Source organism: Pseudomonas fluorescens (assembly GCF_900636825.1).
Lineage (GTDB): Bacteria > Pseudomonadota > Gammaproteobacteria > Pseudomonadales > Pseudomonadaceae > Aquipseudomonas > Aquipseudomonas fluorescens_BG.
On the sequence record NZ_LR134318.1, the window covers coordinates 5,139,442 to 5,161,389 of the forward strand.

The 21,948-nt window shown below is 61.0% G+C and carries 22 protein-coding genes; 10 read left to right on the forward strand and 12 right to left on the reverse strand.

Annotation, left to right across the window (positions count from 1 at the left end; all coding sequences use genetic code 11):
- Positions 1-131: 131 nt before the first annotated feature.
- Both EL257_RS23425 and EL257_RS23430 read left to right on the forward strand, forming a co-directional pair.
- On the forward strand, positions 132-1,013 hold the full coding sequence (locus EL257_RS23425) for a neutral zinc metallopeptidase (RefSeq protein WP_126366601.1): 882 nt from the start codon (positions 132-134) through the stop codon (positions 1,011-1,013).
- Complete coding sequence (locus EL257_RS23430; protein ID WP_126366603.1) at positions 1,014-1,964, forward strand: alpha/beta hydrolase; 951 nt, start codon at positions 1,014-1,016, stop codon at positions 1,962-1,964.
- 81 nt (positions 1,965-2,045) lie between these two features.
- On the opposite strand, the gene EL257_RS23435 is transcribed toward EL257_RS23430, so the two are convergent.
- From EL257_RS23435 to EL257_RS23445, 3 genes are all read right to left on the reverse strand, one after another.
- Complete coding sequence (locus EL257_RS23435; RefSeq protein ID WP_126366605.1) at positions 2,046-2,639, reverse strand: HAD family hydrolase; 594 nt, start codon at positions 2,637-2,639, stop codon at positions 2,046-2,048.
- A complete protein-coding gene (gene tesB, locus EL257_RS23440) occupies positions 2,636-3,505 on the reverse strand; it encodes an acyl-CoA thioesterase II (protein ID WP_003228466.1) in 870 nt (289 codons plus the stop codon). The genes EL257_RS23435 and tesB overlap by 4 nt, the downstream gene beginning before the upstream one ends.
- Positions 3,506-3,613: 108 nt before the next feature.
- The gene (locus tag EL257_RS23445) at positions 3,614-4,183 is read right to left on the reverse strand and encodes a GNAT family N-acetyltransferase (RefSeq protein ID WP_126366607.1); all 570 of its coding nucleotides are present in this window, start codon (positions 4,181-4,183) and stop codon (positions 3,614-3,616) included.
- Positions 4,184-4,266: 83 nt separating this feature from the next.
- On the opposite strand from EL257_RS23445, the gene EL257_RS23450 reads away from it, so the two are divergent.
- Together EL257_RS23450 and EL257_RS23455 are read left to right on the forward strand one after the other, a co-directional pair.
- Positions 4,267-5,187 (forward strand): histone deacetylase, encoded by a 921-nt coding sequence (locus EL257_RS23450; RefSeq protein ID WP_126366609.1) that lies wholly within the window; start codon positions 4,267-4,269, stop codon positions 5,185-5,187.
- A 185-nt stretch (positions 5,188-5,372) separates the two neighbouring features.
- Positions 5,373-6,617, forward strand: coding sequence for a TIGR03862 family flavoprotein (locus EL257_RS23455; protein ID WP_126366611.1), 1,245 nt, complete (start codon positions 5,373-5,375; stop codon positions 6,615-6,617).
- A gap of 138 nt (positions 6,618-6,755) precedes the next feature.
- Here the strand turns inward: EL257_RS23455 and EL257_RS23460 are convergent, their stop codons facing one another.
- The 5 genes from EL257_RS23460 to EL257_RS23480 all read right to left on the reverse strand — a co-directional run bounded on the left by EL257_RS23460 (position 6,756) and on the right by EL257_RS23480 (position 11,329).
- Complete coding sequence (locus EL257_RS23460) at positions 6,756-8,093, reverse strand: DEAD/DEAH box helicase (RefSeq protein ID WP_126366613.1); 1,338 nt, start codon at positions 8,091-8,093, stop codon at positions 6,756-6,758.
- 52 nt (positions 8,094-8,145) lie between these two features.
- The gene (yedA, locus tag EL257_RS23465) at positions 8,146-9,081 is read right to left on the reverse strand and encodes a drug/metabolite exporter YedA (RefSeq protein ID WP_126366615.1); all 936 of its coding nucleotides are present in this window, start codon (positions 9,079-9,081) and stop codon (positions 8,146-8,148) included.
- A 233-nt stretch (positions 9,082-9,314) separates the two neighbouring features.
- A complete protein-coding gene (locus tag EL257_RS23470; RefSeq protein ID WP_126366617.1) occupies positions 9,315-9,920 on the reverse strand; it encodes a PolC-type DNA polymerase III in 606 nt (201 codons plus the stop codon).
- Between the two features lie 34 nt (positions 9,921-9,954).
- Positions 9,955-10,434: an NYN domain-containing protein gene (locus tag EL257_RS23475; RefSeq protein ID WP_126366619.1), complete on the reverse strand. Its 480-nt coding sequence runs from the start codon at positions 10,432-10,434 to the stop codon at positions 9,955-9,957.
- 136 nt (positions 10,435-10,570) lie between these two features.
- On the reverse strand, positions 10,571-11,329 hold the full coding sequence (locus EL257_RS23480) for a DUF2076 domain-containing protein (protein WP_126366621.1): 759 nt from the start codon (positions 11,327-11,329) through the stop codon (positions 10,571-10,573).
- 179 nt (positions 11,330-11,508) lie between these two features.
- On the opposite strand from EL257_RS23480, the gene EL257_RS23485 reads away from it, so the two are divergent.
- On the forward strand, positions 11,509-12,183 hold the full coding sequence (locus EL257_RS23485) for a YciC family protein (RefSeq protein WP_126366622.1): 675 nt from the start codon (positions 11,509-11,511) through the stop codon (positions 12,181-12,183).
- Positions 12,184-12,258: 75 nt separating this feature from the next.
- On the forward strand, positions 12,259-13,338 hold the full coding sequence (locus tag EL257_RS23490) for an endonuclease/exonuclease/phosphatase family protein (RefSeq protein WP_126366624.1): 1,080 nt from the start codon (positions 12,259-12,261) through the stop codon (positions 13,336-13,338).
- 55 nt (positions 13,339-13,393) lie between these two features.
- On the opposite strand, the gene hrpB is transcribed toward EL257_RS23490, so the two are convergent.
- The gene (gene hrpB, locus EL257_RS23495; RefSeq protein ID WP_126366626.1) at positions 13,394-15,913 is read right to left on the reverse strand and encodes an ATP-dependent helicase HrpB; all 2,520 of its coding nucleotides are present in this window, start codon (positions 15,911-15,913) and stop codon (positions 13,394-13,396) included.
- 110 nt (positions 15,914-16,023) lie between these two features.
- Between hrpB and EL257_RS23500 the strand changes: the two genes are divergently transcribed.
- Positions 16,024-16,458: a polyribonucleotide nucleotidyltransferase gene (locus EL257_RS23500; protein ID WP_126366628.1), complete on the forward strand. Its 435-nt coding sequence runs from the start codon at positions 16,024-16,026 to the stop codon at positions 16,456-16,458.
- 13 nt (positions 16,459-16,471) lie between these two features.
- Positions 16,472-17,380, forward strand: coding sequence for a cation diffusion facilitator family transporter (locus EL257_RS23505; protein ID WP_126366630.1), 909 nt, complete (start codon positions 16,472-16,474; stop codon positions 17,378-17,380).
- A 27-nt stretch (positions 17,381-17,407) separates the two neighbouring features.
- On the opposite strand, the gene EL257_RS23510 is transcribed toward EL257_RS23505, so the two are convergent.
- Positions 17,408-18,370, reverse strand: coding sequence for a DUF6515 family protein (locus EL257_RS23510; protein ID WP_126366632.1), 963 nt, complete (start codon positions 18,368-18,370; stop codon positions 17,408-17,410).
- A gap of 447 nt (positions 18,371-18,817) precedes the next feature.
- On the opposite strand from EL257_RS23510, the gene EL257_RS23515 reads away from it, so the two are divergent.
- Both EL257_RS23515 and EL257_RS23520 read left to right on the forward strand, forming a co-directional pair.
- Complete coding sequence (locus tag EL257_RS23515; protein WP_007909658.1) at positions 18,818-19,297, forward strand: Lrp/AsnC family transcriptional regulator; 480 nt, start codon at positions 18,818-18,820, stop codon at positions 19,295-19,297.
- 195 nt (positions 19,298-19,492) lie between these two features.
- Positions 19,493-19,702 carry a DUF2788 domain-containing protein gene (locus EL257_RS23520; RefSeq protein WP_007909655.1) on the forward strand — a complete coding sequence of 70 codons (210 nt, stop codon included), beginning with the start codon at positions 19,493-19,495 and terminating at the stop codon, positions 19,700-19,702.
- On the opposite strand, the gene EL257_RS23525 is transcribed toward EL257_RS23520, so the two are convergent.
- Both EL257_RS23525 and amn read right to left on the reverse strand, forming a co-directional pair.
- Complete coding sequence (locus EL257_RS23525) at positions 19,697-20,332, reverse strand: pseudouridine synthase (RefSeq protein WP_126366634.1); 636 nt, start codon at positions 20,330-20,332, stop codon at positions 19,697-19,699. The genes EL257_RS23520 and EL257_RS23525 overlap by 6 nt on opposite strands.
- A 70-nt stretch (positions 20,333-20,402) precedes the next feature.
- The gene (gene amn / locus EL257_RS23530; RefSeq protein ID WP_172604580.1) at positions 20,403-21,902 is read right to left on the reverse strand and encodes an AMP nucleosidase; all 1,500 of its coding nucleotides are present in this window, start codon (positions 21,900-21,902) and stop codon (positions 20,403-20,405) included.
- Positions 21,903-21,948 lie beyond the last annotated feature (46 nt).

Below are 21,948 nucleotides of genomic sequence, written 5' to 3' on the forward strand. Positions count from 1 at the left end.
GTTCAATGCCCGCCCGGTGATCGAACTGTCACGCCCATGCAAGTGTCTGACGACCGGACTGGCGCCGCATCCCCGCACCAGCAACACTCATCACCACGCTGCTCCTAACCGGTAAAAACGAGGATTCCCACATGCTATGGAAAAAAGGCCGACGCAGTGACAACGTCGTCGATGCACGTGGTGATGACGCCGGTGGCGGCGGCATGCGCTTCGGCGGTGGCAAGGGATTGAGCCTGGGCGCGATCCTGTTGATCGTCGGCATCGGCTGGATCACCGGGCAGGACCCGATGCAGATCCTCGGCCAGCTCACCGGGCAAATGGAACAATCGGCACCGACCTCGCAAACCCGTCAGGCGCCGCCCGCGAACGATGAGCAGGCGGAATTCGTTCGCTCTATCCTGGGCGACACCGAAGACACCTGGGGCGCAATTTTCCAGCAGGCCGGGCGTCAATATAAAGACCCGACGCTGGTGCTGTTCAGCAACCGGGTCAATTCCGCCTGCGGTCTGGCGACCTCGGCAACCGGCCCGTTCTATTGCCCGGCGGACCAGAAAGTCTATCTCGACATGGCGTTCTTTCAGGAAATGGCCCAGCGCTTCAGAGCGGCCGGCGACTTCGCCCAGGCTTACGTGATTGCGCACGAAGTCGGCCACCACGTACAGACGCTGCTCGGCGTCTCGGCGAAAATCCAGGCAGCCCGCCAGCAGGGTCGGCAGATGGAAGGTGACGGTGGCTTGCTGGTGCGCCAGGAATTGCAGGCCGACTGCCTGGCCGGCGTCTGGGCCTATAGCGCGCAAAAGCGTCTGAACTGGCTGGAACCGGGTGATATTGAAGAGGCCTTGAACGCAGCCAACGCCATCGGTGATGATCGCCTGCAACAACAGGGTCAGGGCCGGGTCGTTCCGGACTCGTTTACCCACGGTACGTCGGCGCAAAGGGTGCGCTGGTTCAAAACCGGATTCGCGCAGGGCCAGGTCGGCCAGTGCGACACCTTCGCGGCGAAAAATCTGTAAATGCATAAATGGCTTTTGGCGTTACTGATCGTTGGCAGCACCGCGCACGCCGCAGGTGTCGATGCGATCAGCCCCGGTCGTTTGCAACTCAAGGCCGGGGAAATGGCGGTGGGTATTGGCCCCGCGCCAGAAAAAATCGAGCGCGTGCTGATCGTCGTTCATGGCCGGTTGCGCAACTCGGAAACCTATCGCAAAAGCGCCGAGAGCGCCGCCGAATTAGCCGGACAAAGCGCGCACACCCTGGTGATTGCGCCGCAGTTCCTCAATGAAAGCGATGTCGCGCTGTACTCGCTCCCCGCCACGGTGCTGCGCTGGCAAGGCGACGAGTGGATGGGCGGCGGCTTATCCACAGGGCCGAATCCGTTGAGTTCCTACGCCGCGCTCGATGAGATCGTCGCGCGGATCAGTGATCGCAAACAGTTTCCGGACGTGAAGCAGATCGTAATGTTCGGCCATTCCGGCGGCGGTCAGGTGGTGCAGCGTTACGCCCTGCTCGCCAAGGATCAGCCGGCGCTGAAAGCCAATGGCATTCGCCTGCGCTACGTGGTGGCGAATCCGTCGTCATACGCCTATTTCAATGAACAACGGCCCGTGGCGTTCGATCACGCCAAATGTGTGGGATTCAATCGCTGGAAATACGGCATGGCCGATCTGCCGGTGTACGCCGGGGGGCAGACACCGTTGCAGCTTGAGAGCAGTTACGTTAAGCGCGAGGTGATTTATCTGCTCGGCCAGCAGGACATTGATCCGCAGCATCCGGCGCTCGATAAAGGCTGTGAAGCCGAGGCTCAAGGCGCGTATCGCCTGGAGCGTGGGAAGTTTTACTTCGGCTATTTACTGCGCCGGCATCCGGAAGGGGTGAATCAGCGGCTGGTGGAAGTGCCCGGGGTTGGGCATGAAGGCGACGGGATGCTGACCTCGGCAGAGGGCCAAAAGGTTTTGTTTTATTAGACACAAGCAAAAGATCGCAGCCTGCGGCAGCTCCTACACAGGACTATGGTAGGAGCTGCCGCAGGCTGCGATCTTTTGCTGTTAATCCGAGAGTATCCGCCGTAATTCGACACAATCGCGCGCGTGCCAATCGGTCAACTCCGGCCACGGGTTGTCCGGCAGATTCACCAGCACCGTCCGCGCCCCCGCCGCTCGCCCGCAATCCAGATCAAAGCGGTAGTCGCCGACCATCACCATGTCACTGGCGGATACCTGCCAGGCTTCTGCCAGTTTGAGCAAGCCGCCCGGATGCGGTTTGGGCGGTGCTTCATCGCGACCCAGTATGTCCTCGACCGCAAAGCAGTCAGCCAGGCCAATCGCCTCCAGCGTGACATGCGCCAATTCCCGCGCGTTGCGGGTCAGGATGCCGAGGCGATAACCGCGCGCGTGCAGATTGCGCACCAGTTCCACCGCTCCACTGGCCGGCGTGGAACCCAGCGCCAGATCTCGCTCATGCTCCAGCAGCCAGGCATGTTTGGCCGCCGCTTCATCCGCCGGCAACGCAGCGAGATGGGTGAGAATGTCGTCCTCCGGCGGAATCGCCAGCGCCACGCGAATCGCCGCAAAATCATGCACGGCGACAGTCAGCGTGCCGTCCATGTCGAATACCCAGTGCCGCACATCCTTGAGGCTCATGCCCAATCCTTGCGATGGCGAATCAAACCTTCCTGGGTCACCGAGGCAACCAGTTGCCCGGCGCGGTTGTACACGCTGCCGCGGGAGAAGCCCCGCGAATTGCCGGCCCACGGGCTGTCCATCGCGTAGAGCAACCAGTCATCGGCGCGCAGATCATTGTGGAACCACAACGCGTGATCGAGGCTGGCGACCTGCATGTCTTTCTGCCAGACCGATTTGCCGTGAGGCAGCATCGAAGTGGTCAGCAGGCCGAAGTCGGACGCGTAGGCCAGCAAGTATTTGTGCAAGGCCGGTATATCGGCCAACGCACCGTCAGCGCGGAACCAAACGTATTTCACCGGATCGGCAGGTTGCGGGTTGTACGGATCTTTTTCGGTAACCGGGCGTACTTCGATCGGTTTCGGGCACAGCAGTTTTTCGCGCATGTGTTCCGGAATCAGATGCGCACGTTGCTGCGTCAATTCCAGTTCCGATGGCAGATTTTCCGGGCCGACCACCACTGGCATCTGGCTCTGATGTTCAAAGCCTGCTTCGTCGTACTGGAACGAAGCGCTGCAGGTGAAAATCGGATGACCCTTCTGGATCGCCGTGACGCGGCGGGTGCTGAAACTGCCGCCATCGCGCACCCGGTCAACCGAGTACACCACCGGCAACTTCGCGTCACCCGGCCGCAGGAAATAACCGTGCATGGAATGCACATGACGCGCCTCTTCCACCGTCTGACTGGCCGCCGACAGCGACTGGCCAAGCACCTGACCGCCGAACAACTGACGGAAACCCAGATCCTGGCTGCGGCCGCGGAACAGGTTTTCTTCAATTGGTTCCAGGGTCAGCAGGTCGACCAGATCTTCCAACACTTGGCTCATTCAGACTTTCCTCACATAAAGCTGTGCCGCGCAGTCTGGCTGCGGCGCACGATTCTGTTTTTGGCACGGGCCAATACGATGGCGGCCATTGTAAACGTCCGTGCCGGCTTATCCATGCAAGGTTTGCAACCATTGTTCGCGGCTGATGCGGTACAGCACATGTCTTCTCAGCGGGTGATCGACGGCAAGTCTGGGATGATCGAAATCATCTGCCGGATCGTGATGCATGCCGATTGCCTGCATGACTTTTTCCGAAGGCAAATTGGATTGCGCAGTAAACGAGACGATTTCCTGCAACGCCAACTGATCAAAGCCGCAACGCAGAGCCGTCCACGCCGCTTCACTGGCGTAGCCAAAGCCCCAATGTTCGCGGGCCAGACGCCAGCCGATTTCCACCGCCGGGGTGAACGGCGCATCGAAGCCGACCACGCCGAGCCCGGTAAACCCGATGAATTCGCCGGTGTCCTTGCGCTCCAGCGCCCACAAACCAAAACCGTGCTCGGCGAAATGCCCGCGCACGCGACCGATCACCGACGCGCTTTCCAAACGGCTCAAGGTCGCCGGAAAGTAGCGCATCACCTGCGGATCGGCGCACATCGCCGCAAATGCCGGCAAATCTTCGTCCTGCCACTGACGCATCAGCAACCGTGCGCTTTGCAGTTCCAGTATCGGCTCCATCGTGCCCCTCCATTTCCATGCCGCCAGTCTACATCGCTGGTAGGATCGTCGATTCTTTCCGACAGTTCCTGCCTGAATTCGCCATGCCCTTACCGCTGATCTACCACGAAGACTACAGCCCCGAATTTCCAGCGGATCACCGCTTCCCGATGGACAAGTTTCGTCTGCTGCGCGATCACCTCATTGACAGCGGCCTGACCCGCGATGCCGATCTGCTGCGACCCGAGATCTGCCCCAACGATATCCTCGCCCTCGCTCATGACCGCCGCTATATCGAACGCTACATGAGCGGCGAGTTGTCGCGCGAAGACCAGCGGCGTCTTGGTCTGCCATGGAATGAGGCACTGGCGCGACGCACGGTGCGCGCGGTCGGCGGTTCGATTCTGGCAGCCGAGAAAGCCCTCGAACACGGCTTGGCCTGTCACTTGGCCGGTGGCACGCACCATGCGCATTACGATTATCCGGCGGGGTTCTGCATCTTCAATGACCTGGCGATCATCAGCCAATACCTGCTGCAAAGCGGCCGCGTGAATCGCGTGCTGATCTTCGATTGTGACGTGCATCAGGGCGACGGCACCGCGCGGATTCTGCATGACACGCCGGAGGCCATTACCGTTTCCCTGCACTGCGAGAAAAATTTTCCCGCACGCAAGGCGCAAAGTGACTGGGACATCCCGCTGCCGAAGGGCATGGGCGATGTCGGTTATTTGCAGGTGGTCGATGACACACTCAATTATCTGCTGCCGCTGTATCAACCGGATCTGGTGCTGTACGACGCCGGTGTCGACGTGCACAAGGACGACGCCCTCGGTTATCTGCAATTGACCGACGAAGGCGTCGCCGCGCGCGATGAACGGGTCATGCGCCACTGTGTGGGCCGCGATATTCCGGTGGTCGGGGTGATTGGCGGCGGCTACAGCAAGGACCGTCACGCCCTCGCCCGCCGCCACGGCATTCTTCATCACAGCGCGCAGCGGGTGTGGGATTCACACGGCTGTCACTGAAACATGCTGCGTTATCCACAATTCCAGTGGAACTGCCTCTGGATAAACCGTAGGAGCCGCCGAAGGCTACGATCTTTTGATCTTGCGGTAAAATCCACGGCAAAGATCGCAGCCTTCGGCAGCTCCTACCAAGGGCTCGGCTGTTAGAATGCGCGGCTTGTCCCGCCATACCGCAGCGCATGCCCATGACCCAGAATTCCGCTCCCGCCAACACCCACGTCGCCATCATCGGCGCAGGCCCTGCCGGCCTGATGGCCGCTGAAGTGCTGAGCCAGGCCGGAATCCGCGTCGATCTTTACGACGGCATGCCCTCTGTAGGCCGCAAGTTTTTGCTGGCCGGGGTCGGCGGCATGAACATCACCCATTCCGAAGCCTACCCGGCGTTTCTCTCTCGTTACGCTGAACGCGCCCCGCAAATCGCCCCGCTCCTGCGTGCGTTCGATGCCGATGCGTTGTGCCAATGGATTCACGAACTCGGCATCGAGACCTTCATCGGCAGTTCCGGCCGCGTGTTCCCCACCGACATGAAAGCCGCCCCGCTGTTGCGCGCATGGCTCAAGCGATTGCGCGACAGCGGCGTGGTTATCCACACCCGCCATCGCTGGCTCGGCTGGGATGCACACGGCGCTCTACGCATCGCCAGCCCGGAAGGGGAAATAACCGTCAGCCCCGACGCCACATTGCTCGCCCTCGGCGGCGGCAGTTGGTCGCGCCTGGGCTCGGATGGTGCGTGGATGTTGCCGCTGGAGCAGCGCGGCGTGGATCTGGCGCCACTGCAGCCGAGCAATTGCGGCTTCGAGGTGCAAGGCTGGAGCGAATTGATGGTGAGCAAATTTGCCGGTGCGCCGCTGAAAAACATCGCCATCGGTTTGAACGACGATGTTCCACGTTTGGGTGAGTGCATCATTACTGCAACAGGAATCGAAGGCAGTCTGATCTATGCACTGTCAGCGCCGATTCGCGAGGCGATCAATCGATACGGTGCCGCGGTCGTTCACATTGATCTCCTGCCCGGCCGACCTGTGGATAAGTTGCAGGCGGCACTGAGCAAACCACGCGGCTCGCGTTCGATGGCCAAGCATCTGCACAGTCAGGTGGGCATTGATGGCGTTAAAGCGGCGTTATTACGCGAGCTGACCGATGCCGAGACATTTGCCGATCCGGCACTGCTGGCCCGAGCGATCAAAGCGCTGCCGTTGACTCTGGTGAAAACCCGGCCACTGGATGAGGCGATCAGCAGCGCCGGCGGCGTGAGGTTCGAAGCGATGGATGAGCGTTTGATGCTCAAGGCGCTGCCCGGGGTTTTCTGCGCGGGAGAAATGCTTGATTGGGAAGCGCCGACGGGCGGCTATTTGCTGACCGGATGTTTCGCCAGCGGCCGGGCGGCGGGGTTGGGGATGCTGCAATGGCTCAAACACAAAACCCTGTAGGAGCGGACGAGGCTGCGATCTTTTGATCTTCAAAAAAAATCAAAAGATCGCAGCGTTCCGCAGCTCCTACGGGGAAACGCATTCCCAATGTGGGAGCGAGCCTGCTCGCGAAGGCGCCATTACAGACGCCACATCAAATCAAGGTTTGCGTTTACGCGGCCCCGTGTTGAACACCGGGACTTTGCGCACTGGCTTGATCGATGGCTCCGGCGCCTGTGTTTCGCCGCTGTCCACCCACTTGCCGAGATTGCGCTTGCCGCCACCGCCCGAGGTTTTCGGCTTCTTCGGTTTCTTCGGCTTCTTGATCACCTGACCGCTGGCATCGGTGTCCGGCACTCGGTGTTCAGGCTCGAAGTCCGGCTCATTCTCGCGCTTCAGCGTCTGGCGCGTGAGCATCTCGATGGCCGACAGCATGTTCACCTCATCGGCACACACCAGCGAAATCGCCTCGCCGGTGGCGCCCGCGCGCCCGGTCCGGCCGATGCGGTGAATGTAATCCTCGGCGACGATCGGCAAATCGAAATTGACTACCAGCGGCAGGTCTTCGATATCCAGACCACGGGCGGCAACGTCGGTCGCCACCAGAATCTGCACTTCGCTGAGTTTGAAACGATCCAGCGCACGCTGACGGGTCGCTTGTGGCTTGTCGCCATGAATGCCATCGGCATTCACACCCAGGCCCTGAAGTTTTTCAACCAGCGCATCGACACCGTTGCGGGTCTTGGCGAATACCAGCACTTGCTTCCACTTGTTCTTGCGCATCAGGTGCACGAACAGTTCGGCCTTGCGCTTCTTGTCCACCGTGACGATCCATTGCTTGACGGTGTTGGCAGCGACGTTGCGCGGGCTGACTTCGACGCTCAAAGGATCATTGAGCATCTGCCCGGCAAGCAGGCGAATGTCATCGGAAAAGGTCGCGGAAAACAACAGCGTCTGGCGCTTTTTCGGCAGCATGCGGTAAATGTTCGCCAGTTCTTCGGAGAAGCCCAGGTCGAGCATGCGATCGGCTTCATCCAGCACCAGCGTTTGCAGCTGATTGAGTTTCAGCGCGTTCTGGCGGAACAGGTCGATCAAACGACCGGGCGTGGCAACAAGCACATCGACGCCGCCGCGCAGCTTCATCATCTGCGGGTTGATGCTGACACCGCCGTACACCGCATAAGTGCGCAGCGGCAGGTTTTCCGCGTACTGGCGCACGGCTTCGTGGACCTGCTCGGCCAGTTCGCGAGTCGGCACCAGAATCAGCGCACGCGCCGAGTTGGCGCTGACTTTCGGCCCTTCCATGGCCAGCAACTGCAACAGCGGCAAGGCGAAACCAGCGGTCTTGCCGGTGCCGGTCTGGGCCGCTGCCATCAGGTCGCGACCGGCCAGCACCGCCGGAATGGCTTGCGCCTGAACCGGCGTCGGGGTCTGGTAGCCGAGCGTCTCGAGGGAGCGCAGCAAGGGTTCGATCAGGCCAAGGGTGGCGAAAGTCATGGGAGTACCGTAGGAAAAAATGACGCGGGGATGCAATGCCGCGCAGTTTACCCTAATTCGTACGCGCTTCCGTGGGAACGGCTTTCGCCTCTTCGACCGGAAGCTGCGCCGGCCGGCGCCACTGCGGCAGGCTGATCAGCAGCACGGCGCTGATGATCACCAGCATCGCCAGTGCTTCTTCGATGCCGATGGTCTCGCCGACAAACACCACGCCCAGCAGCACCGCCACCGCGGGATTGACGTAGGCATAGCTGGTCGCCGCCGCCGGGCGCACATGCTTGAGCAGATACATATAGGAATTGAAGGCGATGATCGAGCCAAAGAAAATCAGATAGGCCAGCGCCAGCCACCCTTCGAGCGGCGGCATCGCTTGCAGGTGCTCGCCGCTCAGCGCACTGCCGAGCAGCAAGACCACGCCGCCAACAAGCATTTCTAGCGCGCTGGCCATCGCTCCCGCCGGCAATGGCAGGTATTTGCTCCACACCGAGCCGAACGCCCAGCTCGCCGCCGCGAAAATCAGCAACATCGCACCGAGCGGGCTCGATTGCAGGTTGGAACCCATGTTCAGCATGGCGATGCCGATAATCCCCAGCGCGACACCGGCCCATTCGAGACGGGTATTACGCGCGCCCCAGAAATAGCCGAACAACAAGGTGAACAGTGGCACCGTCGCCACCGCCAGCGCAGCGACACCCGAGGCTACGCCGGTGTGCTCGGCCAAGCTGACCGCGCCATTCCCAAAACTGAGCAGCAGAATGCCGACCAGCCCCGCCGCTTTCCACTGCGCCCAGGTCGGCGCCGGAGCCCCGCGCCAGCGCAGCCAGGCGTACATCAGGCTGCCAGCAATGACAAAGCGAACTCCGGCCAGCAACAGCGGCGGCCAATACTCCACACCGATGCGAATCACCAGATAGGTAGATCCCCAAATCACGTACAACGCAAAAAACGCGGCGATCAACGGCAGGGAAAAACGGCGCAAGGCAGGCATGGGCAGCTCGACAGTCAGATTTCTGTGGACGGCTTATTCTAGAAAGGCTGTCACGCAAAAATAAGTTACAAAACCTGTTTATCGCGCCGGTACACTTTTGAAAATCAGCCTTGAACAAATGTGGGAGCCAGCCCTGCTGGCGATTGCGGTGTGTCAGCCAATATATCCATCGACTGGTACTCCATGATCGCGAGCAGGCTCACTCCCACCAAGGTTCATTGTTTTGCCACAGATCAGCGATAACGCTGCAAATGCTCACCCACTTTGGCGGCGGGGACTTTCTGCAACTTGCACAGCAGGTCGTGATTCAACTCGCGCACCCCATGCTTACCCCGCAGCTCATCCGCCAGATGCGCCATCAGGTTGGCCGCCATCTCGGCATCGGCCATGGCCCGGTGAGCCTGGCCGGTGTGCGGCAGGCGTGCAAAGGATGTGAGCGTGCCGAGCTTGTGATTCGGCGCCGCTGGCATCAGCCGTCGCGCCAGCAGTAGCGAACAGGCAAAGTTCTGCAGACGTGTACGTTTGATCCGGCCCAGTTCGAAATCCCAGAACTTCTGGTCGAACGAGGCGTTATGCGCGAGCAATGGCGTGCAGCCGACGAATTCGTTGACCTCTTCCATCACCCGCTCGGCCGGCGGCGCGGTGCGCAGCATGGCGTTGCTGATGCCGGTCAGTTGCTCGATGAACGCGGGGACGCGCACGCCGGCGTTCATCAGGCTTTGGTAACGTTCGACGATGCGGCCGTTTTCCAGCATCACCACGGCGATTTCCGTGGCGCGGCAACTGCTGTTCGGCGACAGGCCGGTGGTTTCAAAGTCGATGACTGCAATGCGTTCCAAACCGGTTCAACTCCGTACAAATCAATTGTTCAGCTTAATTCTTCAGTAGCAGCGCGCCTTCAATCGGCACATAACGGCTGGCAGCGCGAATCAGCGAATTGGCGGTGAGGCCGGGCACTCCATAAGCGACCGCTTGTACGCCGTGTTTGCTGATGATGCGTTCGAGCAGCATGTCGAAATCACCGTCGCCAGAGGCCAGGACAATTTCGTCGACGTGATCGGCGGCGTCCATGATATCCAGTGTGATACCCACATCCCAATCGCCCTTGGCCGAGCCGTCACTGCGTTGGATATAGGGCTTGAGCTTCACCGTGAACCCGAGATTGCGCAGGATCTGCTGGAACTGCTGCTGCTTGCTGTCGCCACGGTCGATCGCGTAGGCATAGGCCTCGACGATCTGCCCCTCCTTGCTGATGTCCGCCCACAACGCTGCGTAATTGAAGTGGCAACCATAGGCCTGACGCACGGTGTAGTAGAGGTTCTGCACATCGGCGAACACTGCGATTTTTTTCACCGGAGTTCCTGTGAGCGCGCAAGCGCACGAAGCGGGATCAGGCGATCAGGCCCGAAAAAGACGCTCAGTATGCCAGTAAAAAGCAGTATGGCGAGGGAGCAGGCGCCCTCGCCATAACGTCGATGCTGACCATTGGTCAGACGAAGGAGTCGTCGTCATCGAAGAACGATGAGTTCTCACTGCTATAGTCGGTGTCGGTAAATCCGCCTTGATCGTTGCCATAAGTGTCGTTGCCGGCAAGATGCTCATCGCCCCAGCCGTTGTTGCTCTGGTCTGCAACTTGCGCCGGTTCTTCTTTGATCACCTCGACGATTTCTTCCGGCTGCTGGTTGTGATGGAACAGGCTGCCGATGCCCTGCGCCAGCATCACGCCACCGGCCACACCTGCGGCGGTTTTCAGCGCGCCACCCAGGAAGCTGTTGCCCGCCGCCGGGGCCGCTTGCTGCGCATAGTTGGGCGGCGCAGCACCAAAGTTCTGCTGCGGCGCGGGCGCGTTGAAGTTCTGCTGCGGTGCCGGTTCACGCCAGCCGCCGGTGGATGCCGGCGCCGCGCTCTGGCTCGATGCCGGGCGCGAGCTGCCACCACCAAAGATGCTCGACAGAAAACCACCGCCACCGCTCGCTGCGGGTGCGCCGCTTTGCGCCTTGGCCGCTTGCAATTCGGCCTGCAGGCGCTGGACTTGCTGGGTCAGTTGCTTGTTCTGTTCGTCGAGGCTTTTGAGCGCGGCCTCTTGCACCAGAATCGCCTGGGTCATGAAATAACCCGCCGCCGGTTGGCGTGCCAGGTGTTCCTTGATCCGCGTCTCGGCCTGCGCGTCGCGCGGGGCTGCCTCCGTTTCGGCCTGTTGCAGCCGGGAAAACAGTCCGTCGATCAGGGTTTGCTCTTCGCTGTTCATGGCGACCTCGTAGATTGCCGGGGAAAAACATTGCCCTCGCCCACAGTGGACAAGGTGCTCTCGTGTAATGGAGACGGTGACAGGATGTTTCAACGACCTTTACCGAATGTTTACGTTTGTGTCGGGGCCAGCGTCATCGGTTAAAGTGAGCCACTGTTTTCAAACTGCGATACCAACTGATGAATGCCTTCGAAGTGCTGCGCGACTCTCTGTATTTTTTCAAACGCCATTTGGTCAGCATCGTGCAGTTGTGCCTGCCTCTGGTGATCTTCGAAGCCGTGCTGCTGCAACTGGTCGATCAGAACAGCGATCCGGACAGTTTTTCCTCCGTCAGCGTGATCGTCGGCCTGCTGGTGTATCCGCTATATACCGCCGCGCTGATCCTGTTTCTTGACGCCCGCACCCGTGGCGAGGCGCCGCGAACCCTTGATCTGCTGGCAATGTCGGCGCGGCTGTGGCCGCGTTTCGCCTTGCTGACCGCGCTCAATACGCTACTGATCCTGCTCGGTCTGTCGCTGTATTTCCTGCCCGGTCTAATGCTGATGGTGATGCTCGCGTTCGGCGAATACCTGCTGGTACTGCGTGGCCTCGGGCCTTTGCAGGCGATGAAGGAAAGCCTGCGGCTGACCCGCGGGCATTTCTGGCGGATCCTGCTGTGCATTTTGTGTGTGATGACGCCGTTATGGCTGCTCAAAGGCGCGACGCTGGCGGCGTATCCAGAGCCGCAGAACCCGGTGATCGCCGTGTTGATCGACAGCGCTCACAGCTTCCTGCAACTGTTCACCAGTGTGGTCCTGTTCCGGCTTTTCATGCTCATCAGCGAATCGCCTGACAAACGTGACAGAGCGGTCTGACACGGCAGCGCTTGGGCTTCGCGTCTGCCGTCAGGTATGCTCGGAGCCACTTTTTGTAACGCTATAAGTCGAGCCATGACCCGCCTACTGCGCTACACCGTTGTGCTTTTGCTGCTCGCCATCGCCCTGATCGGCGTGTTGATCTACAGCCTGACCTGGCGCCCCGACGCGCGCGAAACCTTGCCGGTCAGTTGCACCGGCACGCCGCCGACGCTGATGCCGGGTCAGGCGCTGAAAGTCATGACCTGGAACGTGCAATATCTCGCCGGCAAACGGTATGTGTTCTGGAATGACCTGGCCCAGGGTGAAGACGAGGCACCAACGGCGGAAGACATGGCCTTCAGCCTCGACGAAGTGGCGCGGGTGATCCGCGATGAGCAGCCCGATGTGGTGCTATTGCAGGAACTGGACGACGGCGCCAAGGCCAGCGACTACCAGAACCAGCTCAAATTGTTGCAGGAACGGGTCGCCGATCTTTATCCGTGCAGCGCCAGCGCGTTCGACTGGAAAGCCGAGTTCGTCCCCGATCCGCATATTTTCGGCAGTGTCGGCCAGCAACTGGCGACGCTCAGCCGCTACCGCATCGAACACGCTGAACGTCTGCAGCTGCCGGCGGCGCCCGGCAACATCATCACTCGTCAGTTCCAGCGCAAAGACGCGTTGCTAGCGACCAAACTGCCGCTCAGCGACGGCGGTCAACTCACCGTGTTCAACACTCATCTGCAGCGCCCGCGCCAACCGGATGAGACCTTGCAGGCGCAGGTGGCTGCGGTCGCCAAGGTCCTCGATAAATACGAAAGCCAGGGCCTGCCGTGGTTGATCGGCGGTGACTTCAATCTGCTGCCGCTGGGCCAATATCGGCGTTTGCCGGCCGAACGGCGTACGCCCTATGCCGCCGACAGCGAGCTGCATCTGCTGTGGGACAAATACCCGATGATCCCGACCAACAACGAGGCCAGCGGCATCGACCGCGCGCAGTGGCTGACCCACTACCCCAACGATCCCGGCCTCAATGGTCCGGATCGCACGGTCGACTATCTGTTCCACAGCCCGAAGATCAAAAGGCTGCAAGCGCGGGTGCGACAGGACGATACCCTGCGCATCTCCGACCATCTGCCGGTGATCGCCCGCTTCCTCCTGCCCGCCGCTCCCTGATCAATACGGCTCCCACGGGAATCTGATTTGCTCATGCCGGTGCGGACGGCGATCTTCAGGTACCGCGCGGCTTGGCCCGTGCGGTGGCCTCGGCGACCAGTGGATCGTCCGGCCAGTAATGTTTCGGATAGCGCCCCTTCAGATCCTTTTTCACCTCGGCGTAAGTGCTGCGCCAGAAGTTCGCCAGATCCTGCGTGACCTGCACTGGCCGCCGCGCCGGTGACAGCAAATGCAGCTTGACCACTTGGCGCCCGCCAGCAATTCGCGGCGTATCCGCCCACCCGAACAGCTCTTGCAAACGCACGGCGAGAATCGGTGGATATTCGCTGTAATCCAGACGGATCGACGACCCCGACGGCACGCTCAGATGATGCGGCGCCAGTTCATCGAGCTTTTGCGGCAACGGCCATGGCAGCAGATTGCGAACGATGCTCGACAGGTCAAGATTGGCGAAATGACTCAGTCGCGAGACTTTGCCCAGATAGGGCATCAGCCAATCTTCGAGGGTGTTGAGCAGCGTTGCGTCGCTGACATCCGGCCACTGGCTTTCAGCTTGCGACGCCAATTCCAACTGCCGCAACAGCGCCACCCGTGCCTGCCACTGGCGCAGTTCCGGCGTCCACGGCAGCAGCTCCAGGCCTTTGCGTCGCACCAGATTGACCAGCGCCTGACTGCGAGCATTGTCGTCGAGGCCGGTCAACGGTTCACGGCTGATGATCAGCTCGCCGACCTTGCGCTGACGTTCGGCGCGCAGCACGCCTTCGCGCTCGTCCCAGTCCAGTTGATCGACGCTGCGCACTTGTTCGGCAAGTACCGAATCGAACAGCGCCGGGTCAAAATCCGCCGCCAGATAAATCCGCTCTTCACGCTGGCCCTGACGACTGCCGAGATCAGCGATGACGATCCACGGCTCTTTCATCAGGCTGTCGGCCTCAGCGAACAGCGCTGCACGACCGTTGGCCAGGCGATATTCAGCGCCACCGGCGCGGCGTTGTTGTGCGACCCGGTCCGGATAGGCCAGCGCCAACAGGGCACCGAGCCAACGCGGATGCTCGGGATCGCTGACCGGTTCGCTCGCCTTGCCGCGAAGATAACCGCGGTATTGCCGCGCCAGTTGCCGGGCGCGCTGCACGCCGCCCTGCGCACCACGGGCGGCGCGCTCTGTGCCGGAGAGCAGGGCCAGGCGACTGTGCAGATCGGCGCCGGCGCCACGCAAAATGTCGCGTTCACCGAGCAGCGCAGCGACGTCGCACGCCATGTTCGCCAGGCCCAGCGCCTGACCGCGCAGCAATAGATGACCGATGCGCGGATGCGCCGGCAATTCGGCCATGGCCTGACCGTGAGCAGTCAGCGCTTCGCCTTCCAGCGCGCCGAGGCGCTGCAACAAATCCTGCGCCTGGGCATAAGCCGCCGCTGGCGGAATATCAAGCCAGACCAGTTCACCCGGCGTTACGCCCCAACGCCCCAGTTGCAGGGCGAGGCTGGCGAGGTCTGCCGAGAGTATTTCCGCACTGCCATAAGCAGCCAATTGCTCGTGCTGATCCTGCGACCACAGGCGATAACAAACACCCGGCTCCAGTCGCCCGGCCCGGCCCGCCCGCTGGGTGGCACTGGCCTTGGAAATTCGTTGAGTGTCGAGCCGCGTCATGCCGCTGCCGGGGTCGAAACGCGGCACCCGCGCCAGCCCGGCGTCGATCACCACGCGCACGCCGTTGATGGTCAGACTGGTCTCGGCGATGTTGGTCGCCAGCACCACTTTGCGCTGACCGGACGGCGGCGGATCAATCGCCGCGCGTTGTGCGTTGAGGTCGAGTTCGCCGTGCAACGGACACAGCAACACATCGCTGCGCTCGCCGATGGCATCGGACAGTTGTTGATGCACGCGACGGATTTCCGCCTGTCCCGGCAGGAACACCAGCAGGCTACCGGTTTCATCGTGCAGCGCTTCGAGTACCGTTTGCGTGACACGTTGGTCGATATATTCGCCGGGCTGAAACGGCCGCCCCCAGCGCATCGTCACGGGATACATGCGGCCTTCGCTGCGCAGGATTGGCGCGTCGTCGAGCAGGCCAGCCAGACGTTCGCCCTCCAGCGTCGCCGACATCAGCAAAATCTTCAGCGGCTGTTCAGCGCGAAACAGCTCGCGACCGTTCAGACTGAGCGCCAGCGCCAGATCAGCATCGAGGCTGCGTTCGTGGAATTCATCGAAGATCAGCAAGCCCACGCCTTCCAGCGCCGGGTCGTCCTGCAAGCGCCGGGTGAGAATGCCTTCGGTGACCACTTCGATACGTGTGTTGGGGCCGACCTTGCTGTCGAGGCGGATACGGTAACCGACGGTTTCACCGACCTGCTCGCCCAGCTCGCTGGCCAGGCGCTCCGCCGCTGCCCGCGCGGCCAGGCGGCGCGGCTCGAGCATCAGAATGGTCTGCCCGGCCAGCCACGCTTCGTTGAGCAAGGCCAAGGGCACGCGGGTGGTCTTGCCCGCGCCGGGCGGTGCTTCGAGCACGGCTTCATCGCGTGACGCGAGGGCTTCACGCAGGGCGGGTAAAACATCGTCGATCGGCAAAGAAATCATGCTGGCTCCCAAACAGAGGGGCGAGTATAACGGCGAACTGCCGGGCGTTTGTCAGGGTCTTAATTGCAGATGACGACGCTTCGTTTTCAATGAGACTCAGGAGATTTTGCATGCGCTTACCTTTTCGCCTGATCGGCGGTGTTCTGGTCGCGACCCTGCTCACGCAGATCACGGCGTGCGGTTCGATTTTCTATCCGGACCGTCGCGGTCAGATCGACGGCAAGATCGACCCGGCGGTTGCCGCGCTCGACGCCGTCGGCTTGCTGTTCTACATCATTCCCGGCCTGATCGCGTTTGCCGTCGACTTCGCCACTGGCGCGATCTATTTCGAACCGGGTCACACCGCGCAGATCGATCCGGCCAAGCTCCAGCAAGCCATTGGCGCTGACGGTCAGGTTGATAATCAAAAGTTGCAAACGATTCTTGAAAGCGAACTGGGCAAAGCTGCCGTTGAAATAAATAAGGCGCTGGATGACCCGCGCCTGATTCAGCATAAGGGCAGCACTCAGCAACTGGCGATGTTCGGTCTGCAACCGGCCGCCTGAACAAGGATTTTCAATGACCGCTAACACCGAACATGCGCGCCTGTTACGGCTGGCGACCCGCGCCTCGGTAGCGGTGGCGTGCACGCTGATCGTCGCCAAAGCCATCGCCTGGTGGCTGGGCGGCTCGGTGAGCATGCTCGCCGGCCTTACCGATTCGGCGCTGGATGGCGTCACCTCGATGCTCAATCTGCTGGCGGTGCATTACGCGTTGCGCCCGGCCGATGACGATCATCGTTATGGCCACGGCAAGGCGGAATCGCTGGCGGGCATGGCGCAGGCATTGTTCATCGGTGGCAGCGCGGTGTTGATCGCGTTGCAGGCGTATGAGCGGCTCCACGATCCACAACCTCTTGGAGCACCCTGGCTGAGCATCGGCGTGATCGTCTTCTCGCTGCTGCTGACTGCGGCATTGCTGATGCTGCAACATAGGGTGATCAAACAGACCGGTTCCAATGCGGTGCGCGCCGACTCGCTGCACTACCGCTCGGACATGCTGCTCAATGGCAGCATTCTGGTTGCGCTGATTCTGGCCGGGCTGGGTTTTGCGCAACTGGACGCGTGGTTCGGCCTGGGAATCGCCGCTTACATTCTGTGGAGTGCGATCCAGATCGCCCGGGAAAGCTTTTCGGTATTGATGGATGAAGAACTGCCGACCGACGTCAGCCAGCACATGCTCGAGTTGGCGTGCAGCGTGCCCGGCGTATTGGGCGCGCATGACCTGCGCACGCGCATCTCGGGCAATCACTGGTTTGTGCAGTTGCATCTGGAGCTGCCTGGCGAACTGACCCTGTCGGTGGCCCATGGCATCAGCGATCAGGCCGCCGATGCCATTCACAAAGCCTACCCGCGAGCCGAAGTGCTGGTGCACGCTGACCCGGTAAAAGCAGCTACAAGTCGCGAGCCTCAAGCTTCAAGCTTGTAACTCAAAACTCGCAGCTCGCCGCTGCTTTTATCTGACCTGATAACCGCGGCTGCTCAGGCAGTTGCCCTGAGCCTGTCGATACGACTGAACCACTTCGGGCGCTGGTTGATAAGTCGCGGTGCGCGGGTCGAAACCGCTTTGCTGCACGGCGTATTGGTAGCACTGATAACCGTCCTGCTGCACCTGTTCCGGCGACTGACCGTTGGCCGGATAGGCTTCAACGTCATAGCCCTGAGCTTGCGGCTGCGGCTGTTGCTGAACTGGCGGCTCGACCACGACGTAATCCTGCGTCGCCTCTTGATAGGCGTAATAAGAGCCGGCAGCGAGGAACAACAGCGAGCCACCGATCCAAACTTCACGAGCATAATCGGGCAAATACTGAATGCGAATCCCCCGCGGCGGCTGCACGACGATGTAGCGCGGGCCTTGCGGGCGATACCAGTAGCCGCCGGAGTAAAAATAATCCTGCCCGCGGTAAGGCACGCGATAGTCGCGATCCGGGAAGCGGTCGATCACATGGCCCGGACGATATTGCGGGCCGGGGCCCCAGCCGTTGCCGTGGCCGTCCGGACGTCCCGGCCAGCGATTGTCATCGGGACGGTGCTGCGTCTGCCATTGCTGATTGTGGTAACCATTTTGCGGACGCTCGTCACGGTAATAGCCCTGACGCGGTTCCTGGGTCTGGTGCACGGTGTCGGGTCGTGGCTGGATCGGTAGGCTGTTGGCCGGCAGTTGCGGCGGCGGTGGCGGCTGGCGCACCGGATTGGGATTATAGGCAGGGCGATTCTGATCACGATCCCGCGACCGGCCATTGTCATTGTCGTTGTGTTCGAACTGACGGCTGTTGTCGCCACGAATGATCTCGTTGTTTTGCGGACCCCGGCCACCGCCATCGGGGCCACGATTGTGCGGCTCATCGGCAAGCGCTTGCGCGCTGATACTTGCACACAGCAAACCAACACCGGCCAGACGCCAGATGCGCGACTTCATGCTTTTCCTCACTGAGGCCTGTTGATAAGAGCGGCCTGTCACTAAGACCGGAAGCCATACGTCCGGTTCTGCAACAGGTTATCAGTCGCGCGACTTATTTATTGAGATCGCCAGATGAAATTGCGAGCAAGAAAAAAGGGAGACCCGTCGGCCTCCCTTCTAGAGAACTTCGTCCTGGCTCGACGCTTTTGACGTCGGCTCACCTCACGCCGTCTTCTGGACAGTGTGCAGCTCGGGGGCCGGCTCAGCCCCGGTGGGGGTGGCGGCCGCGGCAGGCCGGATTGGGCGGGCCGCGTGGACTGTGTTACCGAGCAGTGATTCTGGTGATAAGAATAGGCCTGAGACCGCGACAGAGGATTGCGAAGATTGCTGAAATAAACACCACTTGCGCAATTTTTAACCCTGGATAGATAATCCGCCGCAATAGTTACAATAAAGGACTGACTGATGAGCAAACTCGACCGTTACGACCTGAGTATTTTGGCGGAATTGCAGCGCGACGCCCGCATCTCCAACCAGGAGCTGGCCGAGCGCATCGGTCTGTCGCCCTCGCCTTGCTCGCGCCGGGTCAAGCAATTGGAAGACGATGGCTATATATCGCGGCAGGTGGCATTGCTTGATCGCAAGATGCTTGGCCTGAGCCTGACAGCGTATGTCCTGATCGGCATGGATCGGCACACACCAGAGCGTTTCGAGAACTTCGAAGCGGCAATTCGCACGCTGCCGCAGGTGTTGGAATGCAGTCTGGTGACGGGGGTGGATGCGGACTATCAGTTGAAGGTGGTGGTGCCTGATATGGACCACTATCAGAAATTGCTGCTGGGGCATCTGACCCGGATCGAAGGGGTCACCAGTGTCCGCTCGAGTTTTGTGCTGAATCAGGTTCTAAACAGCACCGAACTCCCCCTCACCCATCTGCGCAGCTGAACATCGCCCCCCTGTAGGAGCTGCCGAAGGCTGCGATCTTTTGATTCTGTTTTTAAGAGATCAAGATCAAAAGATCGCAGCCTTCGGCAGCTCCTGCACAACGCGTGGCACACCGACTCAGGTCAATGCCTCGCATTGCGCCGCTGGCGTATACTCGCCGCGCCCTTTTAGTCGCGCGCGCGTCGGAGATAGCCAATGGATCCAGCATTACTTGAAGAGTGGATGATGACCGGTCTGGTCAGCATCCTGATCATTTTCATGGGCTTCATCGTCTGGGATCTGGCGAAGAAGTCCAAGGCGGGGCGTTTCGGCTCGTTCATTCTGTTCTTCGTGCTGGGGCTGGGCGTGGCCGCGTTCATCATCAAGAGTGTGGTGATCGGCCTGATCGAATCCGGCGCTTTATAGGCGCGCCGGCACTTCCTGCCACTGGCCCTGATCAAGCCCGTCGATCGTCCAGTCGCCGATCCTGACACGCACCAGACGCAACGTCGGCAGCCCGACGGCCGCGGTCATGCGGCGTACCTGCCGGTTACGCCCTTCGCGAATCACCAGTTCCAGCCAGCTCGTCGGCACGCTTTTGCGAAAGCGCACCGGCGGATTGCGTGGCCACAATTGCGGCTCATCCAGGTGCCGCGCTTCAGCGGGCAAGGTCATGCCGTCATTCAGTTCGACGCCGTCGCGCAGGCGCTGCAATTGTTCGGCAGTCGGCTCGCCTTCCACCTGCACCCAATACGTTTTCGCCAGTTTGTGTTTCGGATCGGCAATGCGCGCTTGCAGTTGGCCGTCGTTGGTCAACAGCAGCAAGCCTTCGCTATCGCGATCAAGGCGTCCGGCCGGATAAATGCCCGGCACATCGATGTAATCCTTGAGCGTCGCCCGCCCTTCGCCGTCGCTGAATTGCGTCAGCACATCGAACGGTTTGTTGAACAGAATGAGTTTCGGCTCGGCCGGCGGCGCTTTCGCGACACGGCGTGGGGACGAAGATTGCGGCTTCACACCGGGACGGCGCGAAGGGGGACGCGGGGGACGAGACATGGCGGAAGGAACATCTAACGGTCAGGGCTGACAATGCTAGTAGCCTGACCGTTAAATGACCATCAACAAATCAACGGAACGGCGGCTCGTCGAAGCTGCGCAGTTTGCGCGAGTGCAGCGAATTGAGTTCGGTGCGCAGCAGATCCACTGCCTCGATGCCGATCTTCAAGTGCTGGCTGACCGCGCGCTCGTAGAAGGCGTTGGCCGAGCCCGGCAGCTTGATTTCACTGTGCAGCGGTTTGTCGGATACGCAGAGCAACGTGCCGTACGGCACCCGCAAGCGATAACCCTGCGCGGCAATCGTGCCGCTTTCCATGTCCACTGCCACCGCGCGCGACAGGTTGATCAACGGCCGTTCCTGGGCCCAGCGCAGTTCCCAGTTACGGTCGTCGTAGGTCAACACGGTGCCGGTGCGCAGACGTTTTTTCAGGTCATCGCCCTTCTCGCCAGTGACATTCGCCGCCGCCTGTTGCAGCGCCAGCTGCACTTCGGCCAGTGCGGGGATCGGAATGTTCGGCGGCACCACGCGGTCAAGGATGCCATCGCGACGCATGTAGGCGTGAGCCAGCACGTAATCGCCGATGGTTTGCGACTGACGCAAGCCACCGCAGTGACCGATCATCAGCCAGCAGTGCGGGCGCAAAACGGCCAGGTGATCGGTAATGTTCTTCGCGTTGGAGGGGCCGACGCCAATATTCACCAGCGTCACACCGTGCCCGTCATTGGCGATCAGGTGATAGGCCGGCATCTGATAACGGTGCCAGACCACCCCGGCGGCAATCGCCGAGGCTTCGCCGTGATCCATGCTCTTTTCGATGATCACGTTGCCCGGCAACACCATGCGCACGAAACGCGGGTCGCGGCGCAACTGCTCCAGGCCATGCACGATGAACTGGTCGACGTAGCGGTGGTAGTTGGTCAGCAGAATCCACGGCTGCACATGACGCCAGTCGCTACCGGTGTAATGCACCAGACGGCGCAGGGAGAAATCCACGCGCGCGGCGTCGAACAGCGCCAGCGGCAGCGGATCGGTGTTTTCCCAATCGTAGAGACCGTCGGCGATGCCATCGGTGGCGGCGGACAGGTCGGTACTCGGGAACACTCGCGCCAGCACGGCGGCGGTGACGCCGGAACCGGCCAGCTCATCGCCCTGCTCGACTACGTATGGGTAAGGAATGTTCTGCTGGCTGACGCCGACTTCAACGGTCACGGTGAAGTCGTGCATCAACGGCGTCAGTTGCTCGAGCAGGTATTTGCGAAACGCCGCCGGGTGGGTGACGGTGACGCTGTAAGTGCCGGGCAGTTGCACCTTGGCATACGCGCGGGTGGTTTGCGGGACTTCACCCTGGCAGTGATAGGTCAGTCGCAGTTCGGGATAACGAAACAGAGCACGCTGCGCTGCGTCAGGTTCGACGCGATCCTTGAGGTAACGCTTGAGCGCCGAATTCAGCGCAGTGGTGGCCCGCTCATGCAGCTCGGCCAGACGATCCACGGCTTGTTCGGCGGTTTGAACAACGATAAACGCTTCGGTCACGATCAGCTTCCTGTGTTCTGACTTGCAGAGCTTCATCTTGCCTGCATCGTGAGCGCACGGGAACAGTGGCATGTTGGCAACC